The organism is Niastella caeni (assembly GCF_004834005.1).
GTDB lineage: Bacteria > Bacteroidota > Bacteroidia > Chitinophagales > Chitinophagaceae > Niastella > Niastella caeni.
The window spans coordinates 438,638-461,446 of record NZ_STFF01000003.1 but is presented as its reverse complement, the minus strand read 5'-3'; the positions used below and the strand labels follow the sequence as shown (position 1 = coordinate 461,446).

Below are 22,809 nucleotides of genomic sequence, written 5' to 3'. Positions count from 1 at the left end.
ACCAGGCAACGAGCGGGGTAAATATTGAATATAGAATGATAAATGTGGAAGTGATGCCTGGAACGTGCTAATCCCGACTAAAGGCGGGACCGGATTTGGCATAAAAAAAGCACTTCACCTGCAGGCGAAATGCTTACAAAATAATTCTCTATCCAATATCATAGAAGGAGATACCGGAAATCTTTTGTGTTTCAGTGAGGTTGAGCCGTTAGCGATTAAGCATACCAATACAGGTACGATAAAAGCATAATGAAGCTAAGAAAACCAATTGCCATTAAAGCAACCTTACCGTTTTCGCCCAGATGGAAATGATGCGTTGATTTTTTCATACGCTACGTTTTTTTTAAAAGTTATAAAATCCGTAGTACGATCTTGCAATCAGTTTTCACAGGCTAACGAAATGTATATAGGGTATAAAAACTAAAGCCTTTGGTGATTCCAGGAAGGATATAAATCAGTTAAGGGTAAAAAGCCAGGCTAATATGAAGTCCACTACAAAGGTAATACACAGCCGTTAAAGCTGCAAATGTTACCATCATAAAAAAGTGAAAATACGGGATGGGACAGGGGAAAAGGATTGGCTATAAGGTATTAGGAGCGAAGGGGAACCGTTAAACCCGGGCTAACGTTAGGGGGCCAGGTTAATGAAGCTGGGCAACAAGTATAAAAGTTGACAAGTTAAAAGTGAGCAAGGAGTATAAAGTTGGGTGTTAGAAGAGGTAATTACAGCCCTTGAGTACAAATTTGGGAATTTTCTCAAAGTGGGCATTTCTGCAGAAAGAAAAGTATGAAGCACAAAGAAGGAGAGGCGTGTACGATTATGGCTTTTGTTAATCGTTGCAACTCGCGTCGGGGGCTAATTGCCAATCGTCAATTGCTTATTCCCAATTGATTCTCCTTTGCGCTTCATACTAAAGATTTTGAACTTCAGATGGTGGCAAAGCAGTTAGCTTTGGGTAAACCAGTAAGAAAACAGTACCAATGCAGTAAAGAATACAACGATCACTGCGATCATGGTCTTTTTTTCTCCTGCTTCATGCAAGTTGAATTTTTGCATAGACAACGGATTTTTTTGAGGTTTAACAATGAAGGGCGGATTAAACACTCATGGGGTAGGATTAATTTGAAGCAGGAAGTAAGATGTAAGAAGTAATCAGTGTATAAATGCTTTATACTCTGTGATTTACCTTAATGCCTCTGTTTAGGCATCGGACTTCAGACCTCAGACTTCGGACTTCTGGCTTCCGGTGGTTCTTTGTAACTTTACGATCAATCTATGTACGCTATCGTTGATATAGAAACTACCGGCGGGTACGCTGCAAATAACGATATAACAGAGATTGCTATTGTGTTACATGATGGACAATCTGTTATAAACCGCTTTGAAAGCCTGGTAAGACCGGTGCGTACCATACCCCATTATATTCAGGTGTTAACGGGTATTACCAATGATATGGTAGCCGATGCCCCCAGCTTTGAAGAACTGGCGCCGCAATTATTTGAGTTGTTGCACGGGAAGATCTTTATAGCCCACAATGTAAATTTTGATTACTCTTTCTTGAAGCATCACCTTGATGTGGTAGGGTATGAGCTGAACTGCCATAAGCTGTGCACCGTTCGCTTGTCAAAAAAGGTATTTCCCGGCATTCCTTCCTATAGCCTGGGCAACCTGTGCCGGTATTTTGGCATTCAGATCCAGAACAGGCACCGGGCCGGTGGAGACGCCGATGCTACCGTACGGTTGCTGGAACATTTACTGCAACATAACGCCGAACCACATATACAGCAGTTTATAAAACGCGGCGCCAAGGAACAATCGTTACCGCCCAACCTGCCCAAAGAGCAGGTTGACCAGTTGCCGTATACGCCGGGCGTATATTATTTCCATAACCAATCTGGTAAAGTGATCTATGTAGGGAAGGCAAAGAACCTCAAATACCGGGTAAGCAGTCACTTCACGCATAATGGCGCGGGTAAACAGCGGCAGGATTTTTTACGCAACATCTACAGCATTACTTATCAGTCGTGCAGTACCGAGTTAATGGCCTTTATACTGGAGAGCATAGAAATAAAACGGTTATGGCCTGAGTTCAATAGCAGCCAAAAGCGGTTCAGCCATTCGTACGGGTTATACATGTTCGAAGACAGCAGCGGCTATATGCGCCTGGCGATAGATAAAAAGAAGAAACACATGCAACCGCTGTATACCTTCAACCTGCTCATTGAAGGCCACCGGCTGGTGAATCAACTGATACAACGGTTTACTTTATGTCCCAGGTTGTGCTTTATGCAAACCGCGCCCGGGCCGTGCACCGGAACCGGTGAATCGGTTTGCCCCGGCGCCTGCGAGCACAAAGAGCCAGCCGCTGTGTATAACGAGCGGGTACAGGTGGCGTTGCAATGGCTGGAAGACTGGCTGCCCACGTTTGCCGTAGTGGATGCCGGTAACGATCGGGAAGAACAAAGCTGCATCTTAATGGAGAAAGGCAAGTTCTATGGAATGGGATACATTCCGGCAGGGGTGGGCATTACGAGCCGCGAAGAATTAAAGACCTATCTCACGCGTTATCCTGAGAATGATTATATAAGAGGGTTGGTGTATCAGTATGCGGAGCGGTACCCGAATAAGAAAGTTTCCCTATAGTGAAAGCTGCACGCGAAATACAAGCCTTAAGCTGTAAGCCATAAGCCATAAGCTTTAAGCAATACAGAAGTAGTTTGCATTTCTGCTTACAGCTTTCTGCTTACGGCTTACAGCCTGCTTTTACTTCAACATTGGACGTTCTACATTCAATATTTAACATTCCTCTTCCCCGTAATTACTGCATTATCTATGCGTAAATTCCCGCCCGGCGGGTGGGCGTTGCCGCGTTATTAAATGCTTAAGTCGGAACCGTTTGAAATAATTTGGTATTAAAGTTGTGAACATTTTGCGATATCTTTTTTTCAGGTAATTGATTTTCCATATTTTTTGTTCAAATAACCCACACTATGAAAAGACGCAATTTGTTACTTTGCTGTTTGCTCGCAGCAGGATGTCGTGAGACAACATCCAACCAAGGAGCCATCAAAGATCCGGTTGCAAAAGCTGATGCAACTGAGAAAACAACTCCCGCTATTAAAGCAGAACCGCCCGCAGCAAAAGTACCGGAATACCGTGAATCGGTGAACCCCGAACCGGTAGCCGAGTACAAGGAAAGAACGGACAACCCGTTAAACGATTGGTATTTCTCTATTAAGCTGTATGAAACGCCTAAAACTTTTCAGTACGTTATGAAATTAAAGTACGAAGAGATGGAAGGTGATGATACATTGAATCTGCCTAACGTAGGCACGCCGCCGCAACCCGTTATTCAAAAGGGGGAGGATAAGTATTCCTGTATCGTTGGTTTTATGGATAATCACAATCAGTTTCGTGAGTACAAGAAAGTGTATGTTAAGAATGATCAACTTAAAGTGACTTCCCTGAAACATTATTCGGCGTATACTTACAGTAAGTAGTTGCAGGTTCCAGGTTTCATGTTACAGGGAACAACAGGGGTAAGCTGTAACCTGTAACATGTAACCTGCATCTAAGGCACCAGCCTTTGTAGCAAATGAATAAATTCTTCCCGCGGAATCATCTGTGCGCCCAGGCTCTCCAAATGCTCGGTATATACCTGGCAATCGATGAGTTGAACATCTTCCTGTTGTAATTGCTGCACATAACTGATGAATGCATATTTGCTGGCATTGCTCACTTTACTGAACATGCTTTCGCCAAAGAAAACTTTCCCCAGTCTTATTCCATACAAACCACCCACCAGTTCATTGTTCAACCAAACTTCGGCGCTGTGCGCAAATCCCTCCCGGTGCAAACGAACGTAGGCCTCTTTCATGGAGTTGGTGATCCAGGTGCCGCTTTGCCCGGGCCGGTCAATGCTTTTGCAATTATTGATAACCTCAGAAAATGCTTTATTAATAGTGAAGGTAAATGCCTGCCTTTTTAACAACTGTTTCATGCTTTTGCTCACCTTTAAGGTAGCAGGCGTTAAAATGAAACGCGGGTTAGGGCACCACCACAAAATATGTTGCCCTTCGTACCAGGGGAAAATGCCCTGCCGGTAAGCCAATAATAAACGTTCGGTTGAAAGGTCGCCGCCAACCGCTAATAACCCATCCGGTTCAGCAAGGTGAACCGGCGGAAAAATTATTTCTTTGTCCAAAGCAAATAAAGGCATGCCGGGATGTGGTTGGTTGCCGTAAAAATAATTAAAAAGGAGAATGTATTCAGGGTAAGATTCCCGATAGCCATCGGGACGGCAGCAGTCAAAAGTTAGTGTATTACGTTGGCGTAATTTCTAGGTCAATACTTCAAGGGTAGCGCCAATACCACGGTCGGTAATGGCATCGCATTGGGGTTTCAGATCGTCGTAAGAGCCTTGTTTAACGGCATATTTTCCCTGGAAGTGGATGATATAAGCGCATTGTTCAGCCTGTTCGGTTGAATGACCGCACACTTCTACCAATGTTTCTATTACCCATTCAAAGGTATTTACTTCATCATTCCAAACAATAAGACTATAAGGCTCATCCAGTGTGGTAAGCACATCGGTTTCCTCTTCATATTGTGGTCGAACTGTTCCGCTGATAGCCATATACAATGGTTTATTCCGTTACAAATTTATAAAAATACCCTACGCGTAGCAAGCTCTTTTACCCCCTTTTTAATAAAGGGTGTTTTACACGTAAATAACTCATTCAGAAGGGGGTGGGTATGGAAAATGTTTATAAATATAGCGGAGAGCCGAAATATTTGGCACAACGAATGTTAGTGAGGTTATTCAAAAGTGATGGTGTTATTACTGTAATCGATGGAGATCTTTCCAAATTGTTCCAGGGCCGATTGACCAAATAATAGGGGGGCTACGGAATTATCAACAACCGAAGCCTGGATGTTATAAATAGTTCTGTTGCTGATTGAAACTTCTTTTAGTCTTATGATTGTACCAACTGAAATATCACCATTTGCATCTACAAAATTGGCTTCGCCCATAATATCATCAGCGGTTAGCTTTCCCTGTTTATACAAATAGGATGCTTCCACATTGGAAATGGAAATAAGCCCGGCGCCCGTATCAAAGATAAAAGTCATGTTGGCTCCATTGATGGTTACAGGGATCTTATAAACGCCGTTTTCTTTTTCCATTTTCACAACGGTTTTTCCACTAAACCTTTTTGGGTTCTCTTCACTCTTTTGAGAAGCGGTTACGTTCTGGCTTCTATTCCTTCTGCCAGATTTCGGGCAGCCTGTGCAGCCTTCCAGCATCAGCATGGCTGATATAAAGTAGAGGGGTAGTTGTTTCATTGAAAGTCTCCGATTTTAGGAAATATCTGTATAAGGAACCGCTGGTTATCTTCTTCATTATTCTGCAGGCGCCCAACGCCGCCCCATCCGTTACCGGATATTTGCAGGTCAATTAAACCATTATATTCAGGCGCTTCAAAGTCGATGCCTTTGGAGTACCAGTAATCTCGCAGATTTAATGCCCGCCAATAGCTTAATTCGTAATTGCGGTAAGCATCGTGGCCGATGCGGGAAGCGTACCCTGCAATTACAAGGATATAAGAAACATTTTTGAGCTTGGGGTTCACTTCCTTGGCCTTTTTCAGGTTATCGATGATCGATTTCAGTTTTTCGCCGGCTTTATCGATCTTATGAATGGTGGTGGGATATTGTTCCAGCGTACTATTGCTTAGCTTCGATTCACCGAGTTTGAATTTTACATCGAACGAGAGCTTGAACCGCTTATACTGCTCTTCATAAGTAAATAAGGACTGATCGCTTTTTAATGGTTTCAGGTTTTCCTCTACGGTTTCAATGATCGCCAGTTTTTCTTTCTGCAATTTGATGGTGGTATTCATTCGTACGTAGGTTAATACGTATAATACCAGCATGATGAAGAACAGGCTGGTCATGAGGTCGGTATAGCTGGTCCAGAAGGAATCTGTTTTATTGACTTTCATTAATGTTAATAGTGGTTCAGGTTGGTTGTATGCCTATATTGATTTTACCCAATCAAATAATTTTTTAAAACTGCTTTTACGGCTGCCACGGGTGAGGATCGCTTTTTGTATGTTGACCATATTGTCATTTAATGTCCGTACTTCATTGGCAACACTACCGATCTGTGCAGCGGTGCTCATCTTCATATCGGTAAGGTGTTTGTTCACTGTTTCCAGGAATGCCAGGTTGTCAAGCTTTTTCCATCTTTCAGGGTACTGGCTTTCCATCAGGTCTATTTCCTTTAATGTTATTTTCTGTACTTCGGTAATGCGATCCTGGGTGAACTCTTTTAATTTGACCAGGCTTTCGTCAAGCGTATTGCCAATGCCATTTACGGCTTGCGTTATTAGCTGATGACTTTCGTCTAATGCACTGTAATGGTTTTGCAGGAATTTGGCCAGTGCCTGGTTTTCTTCAAATACCGAAACGATCTTTTCGCCCAATAGATTCAGGTTGTCTGTTCGTTTCATCATCTCCTCCATCGACTGGGTAAACAGGGTAGCCTGATTAACCAGCTCAGTGGCATTGGTGAGGTATTGGTTAAACGTTTCAAACCGGCCGGTGGTTAACTTCAATTGATGAAGCACCTTTACATTAGCATCTGCATACGATAAAATATCTATTTTTTGCAGGGCATCCAGTATTTTTTCCTGTGCTATAATGGTGTCGTAATTTTTGCCCATTACCGACCCTAATTTGCCAACATTGGTTTTGAACTCTTCATTGAATTTGTGCAGGTTGCTTTGTAAAGAGAACAGGGTAGAGTTGATGTTCTGGTTCAATAGGGGCAGCAGGTCGGTTTGAATGAACGTATAGAAATCGTTCTTCTTTTCTTCTACCAGTGATTTAGCGCCTTTGAAGGTGTAGCCGCTATTGATCACCATAAACAAAAGCCCGGTAAAGCTGGCGATCATGGCTATTTTTACGCCATCCAGTAACAGGGATATGGCCGTGTTCAGCGCAGTTGTGTCGGCTGCGAAATCAACCCCCGCTATCTGGAAGAGCCCGAATACAATGCCCAGGAAAGTTCCAAGCAAACCAAGATACAACGGCAGGGAAACAGACTGGTTAATGTCTTCTTCTATAGCATCGGTATTTCTTTCCACTACATCTTTTATCAGATGAAAATCCGATGCAACGCCGCGGTTCCTGATAAGATACGTATTTATGGCATAAATGATCTTATTGGTAACCTTATTGCCGCCTTTCTTTTTGTTTATGAGATCAATGAAAATGCGATGGTCTTCCTCCTGTAATTTGAAACCGCCCATGCCTACAAATACGGGCTGGCTTACAGCGGGCATGCTTTCCTCTGCATATTTGTCTAAATGCGTAAGCAGCTCGGCGGGTTGTAATTCAAGGTATTGTTTCAACAGGCCGGGTTTAATAATTTCAAAACAATCTGCGTTCGGGAAAATGGTTCTGTAAACAGCGATCTGTTTTTTGGTTTTAAAGAAAATAACAAGCTGAAAGCAAATAATAATGCATACCCCAATAATCTCTGTGAACTGGAAATTATTCATAGTGTATTACGGCTTTGGTTTTAATGACCCATTTATCGCCTTCCAATATTGCGGTGCCTCTTTTCTTGGTTATGATGTTTTTGGTATTTAGATCGGGCAAATTGTCTTCATCACAGGCTGGTTTAATGTAGGATTCGATCCGTTTAACAATTTCACTTACCGGTGCGCCTGCCGTGTGGGTCTCAAAGCTGGCTTCCTGTTTGTTTTTACTAACGGTAAATTTGTACACCGTGCCTTCTTTCTTCAATGATTTAGCTGAATTGGGAAAATAATTGTTTACCGGCCCACTCATGTAAAAGATATCCATGGGGTCTGTTTTTCCCATCAAATGTTCAGAATTGTCATACATAGATCTATTGCCTTTATTGTTCTGGTCCAGTAATTTTTTCAATACTTTCACTTCGGCCGTTAAGGTTTGAAAACAATTACTGCCTTCAATGGTTTTCTCTATGTCTTCACCATTCAACGGGGCTTTATTGTTATTATTCAAAGAAGAAAGAAATTCATCTTTCCTTCGGCGACTGACGGTCTCTTTTTCGCTTTGTAGAAATTCATCAAACGGCTGTAACCTTTGTTCCATCTTACTTTTCTCCTTTCGCAGATATAAAAAGAGGGCGATCACAGCCAGGATCGAAACGAAATTTAATACCAGGTAAAGCATGTTAAAAGATTGTGGAGGTGGCGGATCATTTTGAGCGTTTACTATCTCCTTAGGAATGGTTTCAGTTGTTTCCTGTTCGCCAGGTGGGGGCGGCGTTTTTTCAACTAAATATTGAGCTACGGTTTTTGTTAATGCTTCCTGGTGTATAACAATTGCGTCGTATATGCCTGGGTAATGGGTTTTCAGTTCTTCAAAACATCTTTGTGTTAATTGATCGGCAGCATCTGCCGGCGGATAGGAGGCATATTGACGTACTTCAATATTGTTTATGGGATTGGTTATGTTGTCGAATGCTGTTTTGAATTTGACGCCTAATGTTTTTGACAACGTTTGAAAGTCAGTGACATTGTCAATGGTTATATTCCCGATTTCGGATTTTATTGAGTCAAGATCTTTTTCTTTTACAGCGTTCGCCTTTTTTCTTTCTACAAGGACCCAATAGGTAATTTTGTAATTAATATAATCCTTTGCTTTTTTCAGGGCAGGTTCATTCGTTTGCCGGGCAATACAACCAATGTTTGCAACAAGCACCATCAGCAGGAGCAGCAGCTTCTTCATATCATGGCGGTTTTTACTTGTAAATTATTGTGGATCTTATAAGCAAGCCTGTTAATGGCGCCCGCAACCGGGTAAAAGAATAAGGTTTCTTCAATATTAATGTCCACATTATCGTGGGTTTCTTTTAGCTTTTCTTTTATGCCGCTAATGAGATCTACCTTTATTTTGCTGGTTAGTAGATCCTTGTATTCCTGCTGGCCTTTCGGGTTGATACCGAAATTCTGGTAATAATTGAATTTTGTATTCCAACTGAAAAACCTGTCTATAAATGTGGCCACTTCCTTGTTTACCGAATTAATTACTTCCTGGTTTTCGATCTGCGTATAATGCAGGGAAACATCGGGAATAAGCTGTGGAGATTCTGATCCTATCAATACTGTTTTTATATCTTGTTCCAGTCTTTCGAACCGGCTAAAGTTGGTGCATTCCAATCCTCCTTTGCAGGTGATCTCTTTAGGGCTTTTGAAAAACCGGAATTCTATTGACGGGGATTTTGTTTCATATACATCTTCAAAAATAATTTTGGTATAATCCAGCAAAGACGAAAGATCTGAACCGCCGCCCGCCAGCTTTACGACCTTGGAACCATTGCCACTAAAAGTAATGTATTCAGGAACGGGCAAATGTTTTGCTTTCATGAGCCTGGCTACATGGTAAACGATAGCGGCATAGAAAAAGATAAACACCAGCTTCAGGTCATTGTCCTCAGCCAGCATATTTGAAAACGACAGGGGGATCTTGTTGTCTTTTATCAGTTTGTTATCTTCCAGCGAAAAGAAGAATTCGATCAGTTCTACTGAGCTGGAGTTCTTCTGCTTTAAATTGTCATATATATTGATCAATTGATTGGCAGAGGTGCCGGATAGTGCTTCTTTTATTTTGCCTTCGTATCGTTGTACAAAACCGTTATATGATGAGGTATTGCCATAACCGTCACCAAAGATGGCATTGGCTGCAAAGGTGAATGAGGTTAACGCGATAGGGTTTTCGCTATGATAAATGACGATATCCGTTGTGCCGCCGCCGATATCGATGCTTACTGCCGGCCGGTCGTGTGGCCTTACATTTTCTTTGTGATAATAATAATAGAAAGGTGCAAATGATTCCGACATTTTGTTCAGTTTGGCAGCATTGGGAAAATACCGGTGGTAATAACCTTCCCATGATTTCTGAAAGAAATCCCTTCTGAATTTCGGCATGCTCGATGGGTAGAACCATACAATTTCGGTGGCCGCCAAATCACCGCCGTTCAGGAGAACTTTATTACGGATCATCAGGAAAAGCTGTTTTAAAAAAGCTTTGGTCCTTCTGGCAAGCCTGGCATCGTTGCTGAAGTCGACCCACTTGAGGTTGGGTGTTATCTCACTGCTCAACCTAAGATCTTCTTTTAAATACCAGAAGGGGATATTAAAATCAGCCAGGGCAAAATTGGCTTCATTTGGATTAAAAGAGCCGTTGTCACCAATGATCGTTCGTTGCGGAAATTTATATTGGGTGCTCTGATTGATTATAAAAGGACAGAACTCTTCTTTTATTATGTTGATGATGTCATCGGCGCCGAATCCCAGTTTAGGATTCTTTAAATATATTTCTGTTTCTTCTGTTGGCGAATGCAGCGTGCCCACCTGTACGTCTTTTTCAGTGATATCAAATGGCTTGGCGTCTTCATTTATAACTTTATATTCAACATGCGTATTGGTGGTGCCGAAATCAATGGCAAACTTGAATGATTTTGCCGCAACGGGTTGCGCTTTGAATAAAGGGATCAGCAGGCCGGTGCTGTTATTATTACTAATTTCAATTAAGGAGAAATTGTTTTCGATAATATGGTATTTGGTGGTTACGCCCTGCGCCTGATCTTTACTGCTTCGTAACCGCGGTAACTGTAATTGCAGTGGCTTGCCCGGATTACTCTCGTCAAAAAAGTTTAAGGAGTAATGGTGGTGTTTGGTCAGGGGCTGAACATCCCTGTCTACAAGTAATACGCGGTAATGCGGGTTGATGCCAGGGTTAAGCTTTATGAACGGATAAATAGCCAGCGTAAACTGGTTCTCTGTTATTATACCCTGGTTTTCCTTTTCATTGGCTTTTTGAATTTTGTCGTGAAACTGGTTATAAGCATACAACCTGGTAAATTGAATATAGCGGTTGTTTTTAATGGGGATACGTAATACGGCTTTCACGCCTGCAGGCAGGGGTTGCAGCTCGAATCTTTTTTTGCCATCTGCCACGGTGCCCTGCAGGTCGGCGATCGTAAAGTATTCGAAGAAATTCTTTTTTACAGGTAATGCAAAGCCGTGATCTTTTTCGCTTGCCTTGAATTCATAATGCCCATTAAAAAATTTGCCATTGTCAATAGGGTAGGGCAGCCTGATGAGGTACGGCTCCAGCAAATCGCTTACGGTGAGGTAAGGATATTTTATATGGGTTTGATTGGGCAGCGTACGTTCCTGTAAGGGTCTGTCGTCGGCATAAGGTACATTTTCATGGTAGTTCCTTTGCCAGGTGCCGCCGGCATATTTCAGCGGTTCATTGAACGGCTCATTAGGTAATACACAAGGTGTTAGTCCTTCAACGATCCGCGAAGCTTCAATGATGAAATCATTATCATCGCCGGAGGGTATTACGCCGTAATTTTTTGTTCGGAGCTTGGTGCCCAGGATCTCTGCATTGTTCCCTTCTGCGTGTACAACAATTTCTACATACTCGCTTTGATAGTTCGTTTCATCCATTGCCCTGATGGTATCTTTCATGGCATCGTCAAGCATTTCAACGGTCAGGTCAAGGTAGGTATTGATATCCGGGAACACTTCTGAAAAGCGGGGAAAGGCTGCCCGGAATGAGTAAAAGAATTTAATAAAATCCCTGCCTCGTTTATACAGGGGAAAGTATTTGTTATCGAACACCCGGTCATTGGCAAACGAAATATCAACGAACGACAGATCGTTGGCTGAGGAAAAGAACAGGGTGGCCGGCGACGTGCCGCCAATGATGTTTATCAGTTCAGGACCATGCTTGTAGTTGAGTAAATAACAATGTTTGAGATCGGAAAAATTAAAAGCTTTCTGGTCCTGGAAAAGGAACATTTTTAGCGTTTCGCCTAACAGCTTATGTTTGGGGTTGGAAGAAAGGATCAACTTTCCCAGATCGCTGTTGGCTTCCACGTCGAGCTGCCCGCCATTAAGGGTAATGCCGGAGTTCCATTCCAGCACTTCTATTTTATCGTGGAGGGCATCGATATTGAAAAATATTTCTGCCACATCGAGGCAGTCAGATACCATGCGGTGGTAAATGGTAGTGCCATCGAGCTTTTTTTTGCTGTTCACATATTGAAAGGCGGTCCGCACAAGGTCCATGCGGGCAAAAGGAGAAGGGATCGAGGTGATCTGGGTATGTGCCGTAGAGCCCGCGGGATCATCAATTGAGTTGATGAACGTTTCTGTAAGGGCGCTGGTAATTGTTTGCCAGTGCTCGATGTTTTCACTGCTCCCGGTATGTAACCGAAATATTTTGCTCATACTTGAATAATTAAGATCAAAGTTTAATTTCCTGTAGTGTTACTTCTTCTGTTGCGTTTGAAAAGAGGGCCAGCAATTTCTGACTGCTTTTTAAATGATCATAATCGGGCTCCATTTTTGACAATACGCCCAGGAAATGATCGAGGCCTGATGCATCAAACACTTTTTTAAAGAATCCCTTTTTGGCGGGATTGCCGTTTACCAGGTTGTAGAAATCCTTGCCGTTTTTTGAATTATCGATGGCACTGAATGCAATGTTTGATGCAGCCATTTCATTTAACCAGTCGTCGAAGTGGGTATTGAACGAGTGTATGCTTGTTCTGAACCGGTTGTTCAGCACCTCTTTGGTTAACTTGTTATTGCCATGCGTGGCCCATGCTTCCCCGCTCGCCTTTGCATATTCTTCATAATGATTTTCCATAAAACTTTTAAACAGGGCGAACTGGGTAAGCGGCTTTGCTACCAGTTCTGCCGTTTCTTTCGCCAGGTCGTTAAAGACCACGGAAGTAGTTTCTTTTTGTAACCCAAATTCAAGGTACAGGGGATTAACAGCCTGCCCATTGTTGGTTACCATGTCTTCGTCGGGGATGCTCATAAAGTCAACAATGGAAAGGGCTGCGGCCAGTTCAATAAAATGGGCTTTGTTTTTTTGATCAGCAGCGCCATCGGCGCCTTTTTGTTCATTGGTTACTTTGTCGCCGATATAATAAAGGGTATTAATGGAGTTGTTGCCGGTTACATTGCGGTAATAGTAAGCAAGCGCCGCTTTTGTTTTTGAAATAAAGGTGTTGCTGTCGATGGTGGTCTGGTCATTTTTGTCTACCCCAAAGTAGGGCAGAATGGTGACGGCCCCAATACGTGCATTTTGTAAAAAGTGATGATGCGGTATTGGATGTTTGGCATCGCGGATGTTTTTCAGGATCAGTGGAAAGCCGGCTGCTCCGGTTCCGCCGAAAATAGAACTGATGATAAATACCCGGTCATCCTGTTCAAAATGCGAGGCAAATTTTCTGAAGAATTCAGAGTATTTGAACTTGTTCAACACTACACTACCTATGTTGGGGTTGCCTTTAAAACCAACTTCCATTTCTGCTTCCAGGTTGGCTTTTGAGAAAAGCAGCGTGGCAAAGGCTTTATTGTTTTTATCCAGTTCATTGTACCCGATAAAACCTTTAAAAAGCTGGTCTTTTACGCCGTCAATTTCGAACCTGAAATTGTCTGATACAAAGCCATTATCATCCAGTTCATCCAGCGAAGCAATCTTTGTTTTAAAGAACTGCGTTTGATCGGAATATGATTTTTCCCTGATATCCTTGTACAGTTTCAGTATTTCTACCGTTCTCGTAAGATCGCCGTTGGCGCTGTCGGGATCAATGATAATGGGAATGATCGTATCTGTATTATCTATTTTAACGCCGGAAGCCAGCAACATGGTAAGCGCTTTTACCACTCGTGATCCGGTTCCGCCTATTGCGAATAAGAATAATTTTGCCATAATTAAACAGGGACTTTTTTGTTGACACTACTTTTCCATTTGATCAAAAGGGTTAACAAGCAGCACCAGATAAATGAATAAATGGCCGCCGTTAAGCCAAAGCCAACACAATCGAGCTCTGAGATTTGAAGGTCTTTACAATAATTGCCGGTTATAAGATCATTGTTGGGATACATGAAGGCAACCGTGAAAATGATAGCGGTACCCGTTAGTACATTAATGAGCCACCACCACCAGCGGTTGAATGGTCGCCGGTTAAAGAGCCCATAGTAATAATTAATGATCACGAGCGAATTCACGGTAAACATCCAGATGAATACCATGTAGTATATCGACTTGCCTGTATAATCATTGCACTGCACATCCAGCCCCTGCAGGTGTTCACCCAGCCCGTTTTGCGATGAATACAGGTTCAGCGATTCGAAAAAAGCGATCAGCCAATCCATATTTTATTTTTTGTTTTTTATCCAGATAATGATTCCAAAAAGTGCTGCCAGTACTATTACGATCCACCAGGGGAAGCTGGATGTTTTACCATGCTCCGCATACTTGTTCTTGCTTATTTTTATGGTGATCGCCAATTGTTCTTTGCCTTCGTTATGATTGGCATAAGCTTCACTGATGCCTCGGGCCAGGTATTCGAACCCGAAAGTTTGCCGTTGTTGTGCAGAGTCGAATGGGTTGGAATCGTCGACCGTGGAAGACGCCTGCACCCAGGAGGGAAGCTTTGATTTCAGTCGGATCGATACTTCCTGCAATGGCTTCAGGTCGGAAGTTTTACAGGTGAACAGGTGTGTATAGCCTTTTAAGCTTTCATTGGTTTCGTCGGTATTCCTGGTAATAGAAGTAATGGTGTAGTTGTTGGAGACATTGTAGTTACCGGGATCGGTTATGTACGAGTCATCCATCTTCAGAAAATCGAGATTGGCAGCTAAGGAAAACTGAAAGACTTCCTCATCCCCATTTCTGCCACCGGTTTTGGCGTTATTGATCACCAGGTTGGTAGAAGGTTGTTCAATTTCGTAGTCGCCGATTTTATTATTGCGTACGATCTTGGCCGCGGGCCGGCTGCCGGCTGGCTTTAACAGGTAGTAACTGTTTTCAAAGCCTTTGTAATCATTGAAGTTTATTTTGGAAAGGAAATGCTCAAGCGGCGCCTGGTTGCCGAAAATAATAATGTAGTAGGGGCGCCTGATCTTTTTATTGGAAAGGTCAACCTTAAGCGGACGTTTGCTTTCCATATAGTAGAAGCCTTCAAACTGGGAGTTCAGTTTTAAAATGATCATGGAGATCTCCCGGTTTTTCAGGGCTTCCGACAGGTAAAGCTTTACCGTGTTCTTGGCTGCTTCGAGGTATTGGGTAGAAGCGCCCAGGCTGTCGGAAAAAATAAAATCCGAGATCAGGATGTTAACGTCATTGGTATTGGAGTTAACCGCTTTTTGAATGATCTCGGGAATGAAGGACGTGTGGGTGCCGCAACCCGAACGGTTTAAGCTGGCGGGGTTCAGGTGCGTAAAAAAGTATTCGATCTCATTGGGCATGGCACCCATTTTTTGCGGGCAAAGCTGTTGGTTGATGTAATAGATATTTATTACATCAGTGACATTCTTCGATCTGAGATCGGTAATAAGGCCGAATATAGCGTCTTTAAAATCGGAGCTTTGGGCAACGTAACCGTTCATGCTGCCGGAGTTCTCGATCAGTATGTTGTATTTGGCCCTGACGTAAGTTGGGGTAACAGCGACGGTTTTTCCCTTTTCCGGTAACTGTTTTTCGGTTCTGTTACGTTGTCTGCTTTTTACGGCATCGCTGCAACTAAAAAGCAATAGCATACCAATAACAGCCAACCGGGCTGATAGTGTTGTTAAGATGTAAGTTTTAGGCAAAGTGAAAAGGTTATTGTTTGGTTTAGGTAATTGATATAATACAAACAGGTAACCCAGGTATACGGAGATTTCGGGATTTTGAGATTTCGGTCCCGATCGGATCGGGATCAAAATCAGCAAGTAAACGAACGTTTACGCTTAATGCAACACTGGTTGGGGGAATCGCAATTATTGACTATCCGGGTGAAGAATAAACAGGCGGTTACCTGTTATGTTTGGCTGGGAAAATATGTATAGCGAACCGTAAGTGAACAAATATATAAAATAGAATCAAATATTTCAAAGGCTGCTTAAATTATTCGGAGCAGTTTATGTTGAACCGGTCGTCCAGTAGTTTAAGTCGAACCAGTTCTGCCGTGCCCCGATTATATATTGGAGTACTAAAAGTAATTTTACTCCAATCAGGTTCATTTGAGTTAAACTGAACTACTGTTTGTGGCGACTCGGCCCATGCAACCTGTAATTGGTTTTTAGATTGGTCATAAAACCATTTACCACATTCTGTAATCCGGTAGGTTCCATATATTATTACAGCCGTGCCGTCTTTTCTAAACAGGAATTCTGCTGTATTAGCATCTTCGCCACTTTGCCAGAAATATCCGTCAGCCGTTAGCTGGCGTTCAAAATCGCCCAATGATCTGTTGGTGTTGGCCTGGGTGGTATTATCCGAAGTGGGGAATATTCGGGGTTTTATTCGCGATTCACAACTTTGGCAACAAAATATTGTAACGGCTAAAGACAGGGTTACATACAAGGATGCATTTTTCATTTTGCTGGAAGTTTATAGGTGATTGCTTGGAGATGTGAGGTTACAAAGAATTGATAGAATAATAGCAGGTGTTTTTCACGTATTTTATGTGGGATGTTTAATTAATAACGTGAACAGGTAGGTTGGTTTTGGGCCATGTTGAATTGCAAAGCACTATTGTTGCGCAGTTTCGGTGCAAGGTTGCCTGTTTATTGATGATAGTTGGCTTGCAGCGCTATATTGTTAGTATGCAAGAAGGATTTACAGCTTGATTTTGTGGCCATGTTGAATTGCAAAGCACTATTGTTGCGCAGTTTCTGTGCAAGGTTGCCTGTTTTTGGGTCATTGCAGGCTTGCGAAGGGGCTATGTTGCTTTGTTTTCGCCCGATGTTACGTGTATTTTGGTGATTGTTATCAATATATGGTCATGGTTCTACTAAAAACCAACGTGTTACAGCAAACAGGCGTAATTTTTTTAAAGGAATTTCAAATTCCTTACAACTTTTGGGAATTCCTATAAGGTTTTCTGAATTCCTTAAAACTTTTCTGATTTCCTTCCAGATTTTGCGATTTCCTTGAAGGTTTTCTGATTTCCTGTAAGGTTTCGGAAATACCTTATATCTTTTGTGATGTCCTGTCAGGTTTTGTGAATTCCTTAAAAATGTATGGATTTCCTGCAAGAAATGATAAATTCTTTCGGGGAACTCTGATTTTGCAATAGGGGAGAAGTACTATTTTATCTCGGGGAAGTTTTCAGCTACTTCACTCAGTTGTTTCCGGTAGTCAAAAGGCGATACGCCGGTGAATTCTTTAAAAGAGCGAATAAAGTGCGATTGATCGGCATAACCATTTTCGTAGGCGATATCGGAAAGCTTTTGATAATTGTTTTTTCGAAGCTGGGAGAGGGCTTCCTGAAAACGACAAATGCGCGAGAAAAGTTTGGCGGAAATGCCTATTGATTGCTTGAACCGCCGTTCCAAAGTGCGTTCGGAGAGTTGCAGTTTTTTGTGCAGCGCTGGAAAGGAAATATCTCCTTTACCCTGGAGAATTTCAGCCATGGCAAATTGGGTGACGGTATCCTGCCGGTTACCCATATACTGCAGAGAATTAAACAAACTGGTGGATATGGTATTGATTTGCTCTTCAATGGAAGCGGCAGTCAGAAGTTTCTCGGACACATACCTTTCTTTTTTATGTTGTATCAGTCCCAGATCAACACAAGTACCGGTGAGCTCATTGGCATCGATACCAAAAACAGCCTGCAGGGCATTCGGGTGAAAACACACGCCCACGGTGTTGAGCTGACCGGTTAAATACAATTTGGTGGGTTGAACGGTTTGACCGTATAGGAAGCTACTGGACAATTGCCTGTTATCCTCGGTGTGGAAGGTACCTTTATCAGGCTGTTGGATCATGATGCCGGGGCAGCCATCAGCCAGCGGACTAAATATGATGGTGGAATTACCGGGATTGTTATTTTCCAGCACCCAGAAATACCGTACAACGGATCTCAAATTTTCAGGCGGAGAAAAAATACGATAGTCCATTTTGGCAGAATAATTAGGTAAGATTTAAAAAAGATCCGGTTTAGCGACCCATGCAATTTATCGATTTCCCGGGAGGCGGAATAATTTCAAAAAAAGAGAAAAAATATTCATAATCAATACAAAAAAAATTTGGGAGAAATCAATCAACCCTTATCTTTGCACTCCCAAAACGGAATAAGGGTAGCGAAAAAAGAAAGAAAGCGAGGAATTTGGGAAACAGATAGTTAGAAAATTGAATAAAAATTATAAGGGAGTTTAGCTCAGTTGGTTCAGAGCATCTGCCTTACAAGCAGAGGGTCGGCGGTTCGAGCCCGTCAACTCCCACAGCAGAAAGGTTCACAGCAATGTGAGCCTTTTTTTATTGGTAAAAGTTTGGCTGAGTTGGTTCAGCGCATCCCGTACTTCCTGCACGGGCCTGCGACCGGAATAACATGGTATAATTCAAATTCTATGCAATTCCTATGCACTTCCTATGCAATTACCAGGGGGCTTGTGAGCATCTGCGATACGCTCAACTACCACTACCAGTATACTCTACAGAAAAGTTTCCGGGGTTTAGCTTATTTTTCTCTTAGGCTGTCAATCGCTTCTTGTAAAAGTAAATTAAAACGGTCTGGTTTTTCAAGCATAGGGTAATGTCCTGTGGTTCCCATATTCAGGAGATGATAGTCAATTCCCTTTTTTTGAAACGCTAACGTGTCTGTAGGTGTTAAGTCGCTATTGATTAAATAAAGAGGTTTGTTTAGAGATTTTAGTTTTTGGGCAAATGGATATTTGTCGAGATTTTCCAAACACGTAACTGCAATAATTGTATCTGAATTTAAAATATCTTCTGTAACTCTTTTTTGTATAAGGCTATCAGTGGACGGTGCAAAGAGGGTATTAATGTCTTTAGAAACAGTTCTCTTAAAATCCTTCCTTGCGTTTGTATAGAAAACCGCCCATTCTTTTTCCAATTCAGGGGTAAGGGGGAGACCAATATCTTTTAAATTGTCAATTCCGATAACACAAATAATACGAGATGGATAATTTAATGCTGTTTCTACAATGATTGAACCACTCATTGAATGTCCAATAAGAATTACGTTTTTCAAATCCAATTGCGTTAAAATAGCATGTATGTCATCCGTATAATCTTTAACTGTCCAGGTTTTCCTGTTTTTGCCTGATTTTCCAAAGCCCGGTAAATCAATCGTAACCACTCTGAATCTTTTTGAAAAAAAAGAAACCTGATTTGTCCAATAAGTTTGATTTATTCCCCAGCCATGTATGAAAAGTAAAACGGTGTCACCTGTTTTACTGTCATTGTAATTTATTAAAACGCCCTTGTTGTGTATGTTCATTTTTTTATTTCTCCTATTCTCTGTACAGAAACATTGAAAGAACAATAGGAAAACAATTAAAAACTTTGCTTCTAGTCTCATTGAATTAGGAATTCTGTGTTATTTGTAGTTATCTAATTGCGAAAGGATATAAGCCGGTTGTCTTTGTTAACGATCAGCCTTGTTCCTAACTCGGTAGTGGAAACGCTGATTTACTATCAGGGTGGTTATTCTCTTGTCGAAAAAATCCAATATCCCCGGCATTGCCTTTAATCATTAGGAACTTCGGTTTTGCATAATTATAATTCATTCTTAAATATACAACAACCCTTTAACGTTCATTAAAACCAGCTATTGGCAGGGTAATTTATCTATCAATTGTTTCACAGAAAAAACACGCTTAAGAAATTCTTTTAATTGGTTCTGCAATCTGTCGGCAGACTCCACAGAAAGAAAAGGTTCCCTGGTTAGTGAGCCTTTATTTATGCCCTTTTACGTTTATATACTACATACACTTGGGCAAGTTGGAAGGGTGACCGAATAAAAAGAGGCTGTATCATTGATACAACCTCTTTCAATAAATATGATTTATTAAAGCACTAGTAAGTAAGACTGTCTTTGCTCGAAGTTAAGTTCTTGAGGGGAGGCGCGAACTTATTAAGATCGATACCCACTACGGCAGCTTTATATTCGTTCATATTAGGAATTCTTCCAAGGATTGCAGAAAGAACAACTACTGGTGTGGACGCAAGGAGGGACTCACCTTTTTTGCGCTCGGAATCTTCAACAACTCTTCCCTGGAAAAGACGGGTCGAGGTTGCCATTACAGTATCCCCTTTAGCTGCTTTTTCCTGGTTACCCATACAAAGGTTACAACCCGGGCGCTCGAGATACATCATGTTTTCGTATTCGGTACGTGCCGCGTTTTTCGGAGCATTGTCATTGAATTCAAAACCAGAATACTTCTGCAATATTTCCCAATCACCCTCGGCCTGAAGTTCATCAATGATATTGTAAGTTGGAGCTGCCACTACAAGCGGCGCACGGAACTCAACCTTACCTTGTTGCTTTTCCAGGTTCTTGAGCATTTGAGAAACAATTTTCAAATCGCCCTTGTGCACCATGCATGATCCTACGAAACCAAGATCTACTTTTTTCTCACCACCATAATAAGAGAGTGCGCGAATGGTATCGTGGGTATAGCGCTTGGAAACGTCTGCATTATTAACATCGGGGTCAGCGATCATTGGTTCAGCGATCACGTCCAGGTCAATCTCCACTTCAGCATAATACTTCGCATTCGCATCTGGTTTTAAAGCAGGTTTTTCGCCTGATTTAATTTCTGCGATCCGCTTATCGGCTTTATTGATCAATCCCTGAAGCACCTGTCTGTTGTTATCCATGCCCTTGTCGATCATGATCTGGATCCTGCCCTTCGCAATTTCCAGTGATTTGATCAGGGTGTCATCGTCAGAAATACAGATAGAAGCTTTGGCCTTCATCTCTGCCGTCCAGTCTGTAAAGGTAAACGCCTGGTCAGCAGGAAGCGTTCCAATGTGCACTTCAATAATTCTGCCCTGGAAAACGTTCTCGCCGCCAAATTTCTGAAGCATCTGCGCCTGGGTAGCATGTACCACATCACGGAAGTCCATGTGATCCTTCATTTCTCCTTTGAAGGTTACTTTCACTGATTCGGGAATGGGCATAGACGCTTCACCGGTAGCCAATGCCAGTGCAACGGTACCTGAGTCAGCGCCAAAAGCAACACCTTTCGACATTCTTGTGTGAGAATCACCACCAATGATGATCGCCCACTCATCTACCGTTATATCGTTGAGGACTTTGTGAATTACATCTGTCATGGAATGATATTCGCCTTTCGGGTCACGGGCGGTGATCAAGCCAAAATCATTCATGAACTTCATGAGTTTTGGAATGTTTGCCTGCGCCTTTTTATCCCATACCGAAGCGGTGTGACAACCTGACTGGTATGCACCGTCAACAATTGGGGAGATCACAGTAGCTGCCATAGACTCCAGTTCCTGAGCGGTCATCAGACCGGTCGTATCCTGAGAACCTACGATATTTACTTCAACACGAACGTCGGAACCTGCGTGTAATACTTTACCCGGAGTAGTGCCAACGGCATTTCTGTTAAAGATCTTTTCAACTGCTGTTAGACCCTGGCCTTCATTAGAAATTTCTTTTGACGGAGCAAATACAGGAGCAGGTTCAATACCTAAGAGCTTCGCTGCGATCGTCTGGATCTTTTTACCGAATACGATAGCGTATGACCCCCCGGCTCTGATAAATTCCTTTTTCTGAGGCGTAAGCGCCTTGGAAATGTCAATCAGTTCCCGGTCGCCATTATATAATTTTTTCGTTTTGGTGTTGATCGTAAGAACGGTGCCGGTGGCAACAGAGTATACTTCTTCAAGAATAGGTTCGCCATTTTCATTGCGAACGATCTTGCCATTTGCGTCCACCTTTTTCACCCAGTTTTTGAGGTCGATACCAATGCCGCCGGTAACGTCAACAGTAGTAAGGAAGATGGGTGAAATTCCGTTTGTGCCACCTACAATGGGGGCAATATTAACAAATGGAACATAGGGGCTAGCTTGTTTGCCTGTCCAAAGCGCCACGTTATTTACACCAGACATTCTTGATGAACCTACACCCATGGTGCCTTTCTCGGCAATCAACATCACGCTTTTGTCAGGATGTTGAGCCTGCAGCGCCCTGATCTCGGCTTGTGCCTTTGGTGTGATCATGCATTTACCATGCAATTCACGGTCTGACCGGGAGTGCGCCTGGTTACCCGGAGAGAGCAGGTCGGTAGAAATATCACCCTCGCCTGCAATGAACGTTACTATTTTAATTTCTTCAGGTACCTCGGGCAGTTTGGTGAAAAACTCAGCCTTTGCATAACTTTCAAGTATATCTTTTGCTATTGCATTTCCGTTTTTGAATGCCTCTTTCAGGCGGTCTGTGTCGGCATCATAGAGGAAAACCTGGGTTTTAAGAACTTTTGCGGCTTCTTTAGCAATGGAAGCATTATTACCCAGCGCCAGATCCAGCAACACTTCAATAGAAGGACCGCCCTTCATGTGTGATAACAGCTCAAAAGCAAAAGCAGGTGAAATTTCTTCTACTACAGATGTTCCAAGAATGATTTCTTTTAAAAAGGCAGCTTTCACACCAGCAGCACTCGTAGTTCCTGGCAATACATTATAAATAAAGAAATTGAGAGAATCTTTTCTGTGCACATTTTTGAGATCTTTTATTTGGGCAATGATCTCACTTAACAATTCGGCCCCATCAATTGGCTTCGGATGAAGTTCCTGTCCTCTTCTTTCTTCAATTTCCTTAAGGTACTCATTGTAACGGCTCATATGATTTTCTTTTTAGATGCTAAGCTGCAAATGTAATTAATGTCCATAATATTACACAGTGATCTAAATAAGATTCCATGTAAAAACAGATTGGACTTTAATGGAGCGTAAAA

16 protein-coding genes and 1 tRNA gene are annotated in these 22,809 nt (G+C 42.3%); 3 read left to right on the top strand and 14 right to left on the bottom strand.

Annotated elements, in window-relative coordinates:
- The first annotated feature begins 1,276 nt into the window (after positions 1-1,276).
- Positions 1,277-2,644 (top strand): exonuclease domain-containing protein, encoded by a 1,368-nt coding sequence (locus FAM09_RS13175; protein WP_136577582.1) that lies wholly within the window; start codon positions 1,277-1,279, stop codon positions 2,642-2,644.
- Positions 2,645-2,991: 347 nt separating this feature from the next.
- Positions 2,992-3,501: a hypothetical protein gene (locus tag FAM09_RS13170; protein WP_136577581.1), complete on the top strand. Its 510-nt coding sequence runs from the start codon at positions 2,992-2,994 to the stop codon at positions 3,499-3,501.
- A 71-nt stretch (positions 3,502-3,572) separates the two neighbouring features.
- Here the strand turns inward: FAM09_RS13170 and aat are convergent, their stop codons facing one another.
- The 12 genes from aat to FAM09_RS13110 form a co-directional block, all read right to left on the bottom strand.
- Positions 3,573-4,220: a leucyl/phenylalanyl-tRNA--protein transferase gene (gene aat / locus FAM09_RS13165; RefSeq protein WP_136577580.1), complete on the bottom strand. Its 648-nt coding sequence runs from the start codon at positions 4,218-4,220 to the stop codon at positions 3,573-3,575.
- 120 nt (positions 4,221-4,340) lie between these two features.
- Complete coding sequence (locus FAM09_RS13160) at positions 4,341-4,637, bottom strand: ATP-dependent Clp protease adaptor ClpS (RefSeq protein WP_136577579.1); 297 nt, start codon at positions 4,635-4,637, stop codon at positions 4,341-4,343.
- 182 nt (positions 4,638-4,819) lie between these two features.
- On the bottom strand, positions 4,820-5,347 hold the full coding sequence (locus FAM09_RS13155) for a retropepsin-like aspartic protease family protein (protein WP_136577578.1): 528 nt from the start codon (positions 5,345-5,347) through the stop codon (positions 4,820-4,822).
- Entirely contained in the window at positions 5,344-6,006 is a 663-nt protein-coding gene (locus FAM09_RS13150) for an OmpA family protein (protein WP_136577577.1), read from the bottom strand. Before FAM09_RS13150 ends, FAM09_RS13155 begins: the two co-directional genes overlap by 4 nt.
- A 33-nt stretch (positions 6,007-6,039) precedes the next feature.
- On the bottom strand, positions 6,040-7,419 hold the full coding sequence (locus FAM09_RS13145) for a hypothetical protein (RefSeq protein WP_136577576.1): 1,380 nt from the start codon (positions 7,417-7,419) through the stop codon (positions 6,040-6,042).
- 142 nt (positions 7,420-7,561) lie between these two features.
- Positions 7,562-8,788: a hypothetical protein gene (locus FAM09_RS13140; RefSeq protein WP_136577575.1), complete on the bottom strand. Its 1,227-nt coding sequence runs from the start codon at positions 8,786-8,788 to the stop codon at positions 7,562-7,564.
- The gene (locus FAM09_RS13135) at positions 8,785-12,306 is read right to left on the bottom strand and encodes a hypothetical protein (RefSeq protein WP_136577574.1); all 3,522 of its coding nucleotides are present in this window, start codon (positions 12,304-12,306) and stop codon (positions 8,785-8,787) included. Before FAM09_RS13135 ends, FAM09_RS13140 begins: the two co-directional genes overlap by 4 nt.
- Before the next feature lie 16 nt (positions 12,307-12,322).
- The gene (locus tag FAM09_RS13130) at positions 12,323-13,801 is read right to left on the bottom strand and encodes a hypothetical protein (RefSeq protein WP_136577573.1); all 1,479 of its coding nucleotides are present in this window, start codon (positions 13,799-13,801) and stop codon (positions 12,323-12,325) included.
- A 2-nt stretch (positions 13,802-13,803) separates the two neighbouring features.
- Positions 13,804-14,247 carry a hypothetical protein gene (locus FAM09_RS13125; protein WP_136577572.1) on the bottom strand — a complete coding sequence of 148 codons (444 nt, stop codon included), beginning with the start codon at positions 14,245-14,247 and terminating at the stop codon, positions 13,804-13,806.
- Positions 14,248-14,250: 3 nt separating this feature from the next.
- Positions 14,251-15,687: a hypothetical protein gene (locus FAM09_RS13120; RefSeq protein WP_136577571.1), complete on the bottom strand. Its 1,437-nt coding sequence runs from the start codon at positions 15,685-15,687 to the stop codon at positions 14,251-14,253.
- A 295-nt stretch (positions 15,688-15,982) separates the two neighbouring features.
- On the bottom strand, positions 15,983-16,456 hold the full coding sequence (locus tag FAM09_RS13115; protein WP_136577570.1) for a hypothetical protein: 474 nt from the start codon (positions 16,454-16,456) through the stop codon (positions 15,983-15,985).
- A gap of 710 nt (positions 16,457-17,166) precedes the next feature.
- Positions 17,167-17,982, bottom strand: coding sequence for a helix-turn-helix domain-containing protein (locus FAM09_RS13110; protein ID WP_136577569.1), 816 nt, complete (start codon positions 17,980-17,982; stop codon positions 17,167-17,169).
- A gap of 249 nt (positions 17,983-18,231) precedes the next feature.
- Between FAM09_RS13110 and FAM09_RS13105 the strand changes: the two genes are divergently transcribed.
- Positions 18,232-18,306: transfer RNA gene (locus FAM09_RS13105), tRNA-Val, on the top strand.
- Positions 18,307-18,542: 236 nt separating this feature from the next.
- Here the strand turns inward: FAM09_RS13105 and FAM09_RS13100 are convergent.
- Positions 18,543-19,325 (bottom strand): alpha/beta fold hydrolase, encoded by a 783-nt coding sequence (locus FAM09_RS13100; protein ID WP_166437125.1) that lies wholly within the window; start codon positions 19,323-19,325, stop codon positions 18,543-18,545.
- Positions 19,326-19,903: 578 nt separating this feature from the next.
- Positions 19,904-22,696 carry a bifunctional aconitate hydratase 2/2-methylisocitrate dehydratase gene (locus tag FAM09_RS13095; RefSeq protein ID WP_136577567.1) on the bottom strand — a complete coding sequence of 931 codons (2,793 nt, stop codon included), beginning with the start codon at positions 22,694-22,696 and terminating at the stop codon, positions 19,904-19,906.
- Positions 22,697-22,809 lie beyond the last annotated feature (113 nt).